The following is a 3,604-nucleotide window of genomic DNA, read 5'->3' as shown; positions in this document are numbered from 1 at the left end:
CCCAGGCATTGAAGGGGCTGATGCTCGGGCCGGTCTGGCGAAGGAAGTTCGACAGATAGTCGGTGACGAATTGCTGGTCGGCAAGCACCATGCCGCCGAGACAGCGGCCCTGACCGTCAATATGCTTGGTCGCCGAATAGATGACGACATCGGCACCCAGTTCCATCGGACGTTGCAACACGGGTGTAGCGAACACATTGTCCACAAAAAGCCGCGCGCCCGCCGCATGGGCCACCTCGGCCACGGCGCGCACGTCGATGATCTCGAGCGTCGGGTTGGACGGCGTCTCGAGGAAGAAGGCTTTGGTGTTGGGCCGAACGGCGTTTTTCCACGCATCAATGTCGCGCCCGTCAACCAGCGTGAAGGCGACGCCAAAGCGCGGCAGCAGGTCTTCCACGATGTAGCGGCAGGAGCCGAACAGCGCGCGGGAGGAAACGATGTGGTCGCCCGCACTCAGATAACAGAGCAGGGCAGAGGTGACAGCGGCCATGCCCGTCGCGGTGGCGCGGCCATCTTCCGCCCCTTCCAGCGCGATCATCCGCTCTTCAAACATACGGATGGTGGGGTTTGAAAAGCGGCTATAGACGAAGCCCGGCTCTTCATTCTTGAAGCGGCGCTCGGCTGCCTCCATCGTTTCATAGACATAGCCCGAGGTAAGAAACATCGCCTCGCTTGTCTCGCCAAAAGGCGTGCGGTTCGTGCCGCCGTGAATGGCTTCTGTGCGGGCGCTGAGTTTCCGTCCGTCGCGTGTCGTCTTGCTCATCGGGCTACCCCAAATAAAAAACCCCGACCATGGCGGATCGGGGCTCGCGTCCCGACCTTTTTAGCGAGTTGTTTAACGTGGCCGCAAGCCGGTCGGCTCAAATCACCACGGAATGGCGCGCATTCAATGGCAATCAGATGCCCCCGTCAAGCGCGACAAATAACAAAGTTTTTGCGTGATTAGCGGGGCGCAACACGCAATTCCTTGTAGCGATCGGGGCGTTTCGGGTCTTTCACCGGATGCTCCGTGAGGAGCCTCATATCCGGCCACCGGTCAAGCACGGCCTCTATCGCAAGCCGGGTTTCGAAGCGGACCAGTGCCGCCCCGATGCAGAAATGCGGGCCCGCGCCAAAGGAGAGGAGCGGGGCAGGCATCTTGCGGTGAATGTCGAAACGGTCCGGGTCCGGGAAGACTTCCGGGTCGCGGTTCGCCGCCCCAAGCCCCACCCGCACCGTGTCGCCCGCGCGAATGATCTTGCCGCCAATCTCCGTATCCACCGTGCAGCGCCTGTTGGTGGAAGTGGACTGGAGCGGATGATGAAAGCGCAGCATTTCCTCAAGCGCGGAGTCGATCAGCTTGCGGTCGGCCTTCACCGCCTCCCATTGGGCTGGATGGGTGAGAAGCAGCATGATCCCGCTTGAGATAAGGCGCTCCGTCGTCGTGCCGGCCGCCGTGTAGATCGTGCTGATGGCAGAGGAAAGCTCTTGTTCGGAGAGGCGGTTTCCGTCTTCTTCCGCCTCGATCAGCGCACTGATGAGATCGCCTGTGGGGGCTGCGCGCCGCTCCGCAATGAGCGCGCGGATATAGCGGCCAATCCAGCGCCCGGCCTCAAGCCCCTGCGCCCAGCTTTCTTCCGATTGCTTCGGCGCCATCAGCACCGCTGTTCGTTCGAATGCCTGGCGGAACTGATCCCGGTCGCTTGAGGGGATGCCGATAATCTCGCTCGCCACGATGATCGGAATGTGAAAGGCGAAATCTTCCACAAGGTCGAAGCTCTCGCGCTGGTCCAGCGCATCGACCAGTTCGCGGATCACACCTTCAATGCGCCCCTGCCGCTCCTCGACGCTGCGGCGGGAAAAGGCGCGCTGCACCAGCGCGCGGATGCGCGTGTGGTCGGGCGGGTCCATCTGGTTGAAGGAAGTGGCAAAGGAGCGGCTGAGGCTTTTCTCCGCGCCGGTATTGCCTTCGCTGTCCTTGCGGGCAAGCGGGTTGCTGGTGCCCCAGCCCGCCGCCGCGCTCGAAAAGCGGGCCGGGTCTTTCAGCACCGCCGATACATCGTGATAGCGGGTCAGAAACCAGAAGCCATGCCGCGACCAGTGAACAGGGTCTTCCGCCCGGAGCCGGTTGAGAATGGGCAGCGGGTCGTTTTCAAAGGCATAATCATAGAGGTCAGGCCGAAACGGCTGGGCTTCGCCCGCAGCTTGTGGGGGCATGGCATTCCTCCCGATTGAATTCTGTTTTTCCGGCTTCTGGCCCGCCGCTTTATCGTGTGGTCCGACTTAAGCACAGGATTCCGCTTCCTGAAACCCTGGGGCTTCCCCCCCTCCGCCCGCGGACCTATAACGGGCGGGACGACAGGAGCAGGCAAGAAGCGATGACCAAGGCGGCGGACGATCTTTTCCCCAACCATAATGATGAACCCCGCCGCATGGGGCCGGGCCAGCTTCATATGACGGGCATTCTCCCCTCGCATGGCATTGCCACGCTGATCCGGGAGAAGGAAATCTGGGGCGGTCACGAGATCGACAAGAGCCAGATCCAGCCCGCAAGCCTCGACCTGCGGCTCGGCAACACGGCCTATCGCCTGCGCGCCTCCTTTCTGCCGGGGCCGGAGCGCGGCGTGATGGAGCGGGTCGAAGAGCTGATGCTTCACAAGATCGACCTCACCGACGGGGCGGTGCTGGAAACGGGCTGCGTCTATCTCGTGCCGCTGGTGGAAGCACTGGCGCTATCCGAAAAAACTTCGGCTTCCGCAAATCCGAAAAGCTCGACCGGCCGCCTCGATGTGTTCACGCGGCTCATCACCGATTTCTCGACCGAGTTCGATCAGGTGGTGGCGGGCTATAAGGGCCACCTCTTCCTTGAGATCAGCCCGCGCACTTTCCCCATTCTCGTGCGTCCCGGTTCACGCCTCGCGCAAATCCGGTTCCGGCGCGGCACGCATAGCTGCACCGACGCAGAGATGATGCGCCTTCACGAAGAGCTGCGTCTGGTGGACGGTGAAGCGGATATTGATGGTGGCATCGCGCTCACCGTCAACCTTGCGGCGGACAGCGAGGATGAAATTGTCGGCTACCGCGCGAAGCGCCACTCCGGTGTCATCGATGTGGACAAGGTGAACGCTTACGAAGTGCGCGACTTCTGGGACCCGGTGCATGTGCGCCCCGGCAAGGGACTTATTCTCGACCCGGATGAATTCTACATTCTTGCCTCAGCCGAGTCGCTGCACATCCCGGCAACACATGCTGCCGAGATGGTGCCCTACAATCCGCTGGTAGGTGAGTTCCGCGTCCATTATGCAGGCTTTTTCGATCCCGGTTTCGGCGCGCGCGAGGCGGGCGGGGCGGGCAGCCGCATCGTACTCGAAGTGCGCTCCCATGAAGTCCCCTTCATTCTCGAACATGGCCAGATCATAGGCCGCTTCGTGCTCGAGCGCCTGACAGATCGCCCCGCCGTGCTTTACGGCGCAGGGCTTGGCTCGAACTACCAGCGGCAGGGCCTCAAGCTCTCCAAACATTTCCGGGTCAAATAACCGGCAGCAAAACGGGATTGCGTCATGCGCCTTGCGGGCCGGCTCTGCCTCGCCTTTCTTCTTCTGGTCGCCTGCGACAGCGCGGGCCG

Annotated in this window: 3 protein-coding genes and 1 riboswitch; of the genes, 1 reads left to right on the top strand and 2 read right to left on the bottom strand. The window is 62.1% G+C overall.

All coding sequences use genetic code 11. The features are described from left to right. Together WBF74_RS02015 and WBF74_RS02010 are read right to left on the bottom strand one after the other, a co-directional pair. Nucleotides 1-763 (bottom strand): aminotransferase class I/II-fold pyridoxal phosphate-dependent enzyme (locus tag WBF74_RS02015; protein WP_424434392.1); only part of this gene is annotated, 763 nt, incomplete at its 3' end. A gap of 39 nt (nt 764-802) precedes the next feature. Continuing rightward, nucleotides 803-882: riboswitch (SAM riboswitch) on the bottom strand. Nucleotides 883-942: 60 nt separating this feature from the next. Next, nucleotides 943-2,196, bottom strand: coding sequence for a cytochrome P450 (locus tag WBF74_RS02010; RefSeq protein WP_424434389.1), 1,254 nt, complete (start codon nt 2,194-2,196; stop codon nt 943-945). Nucleotides 2,197-2,411: 215 nt separating this feature from the next. On the opposite strand from WBF74_RS02010, the gene WBF74_RS02005 reads away from it, so the two are divergent. Continuing rightward, nucleotides 2,412-3,515: a 2'-deoxycytidine 5'-triphosphate deaminase gene (locus WBF74_RS02005; RefSeq protein ID WP_424434395.1), complete on the top strand. Its 1,104-nt coding sequence runs from the start codon at nt 2,412-2,414 to the stop codon at nt 3,513-3,515. The last annotated feature ends 89 nt before the right edge of the window (nt 3,516-3,604 follow it).

Origin of the sequence: Parvibaculum sp. (assembly GCF_049672805.1) — a bacterium.
Lineage (GTDB): Bacteria > Pseudomonadota > Alphaproteobacteria > Parvibaculales > Parvibaculaceae > Parvibaculum.
The sequence above is the reverse complement of the archived record's forward strand: the minus strand, read 5'-3'. Positions and strand labels throughout refer to the sequence as shown.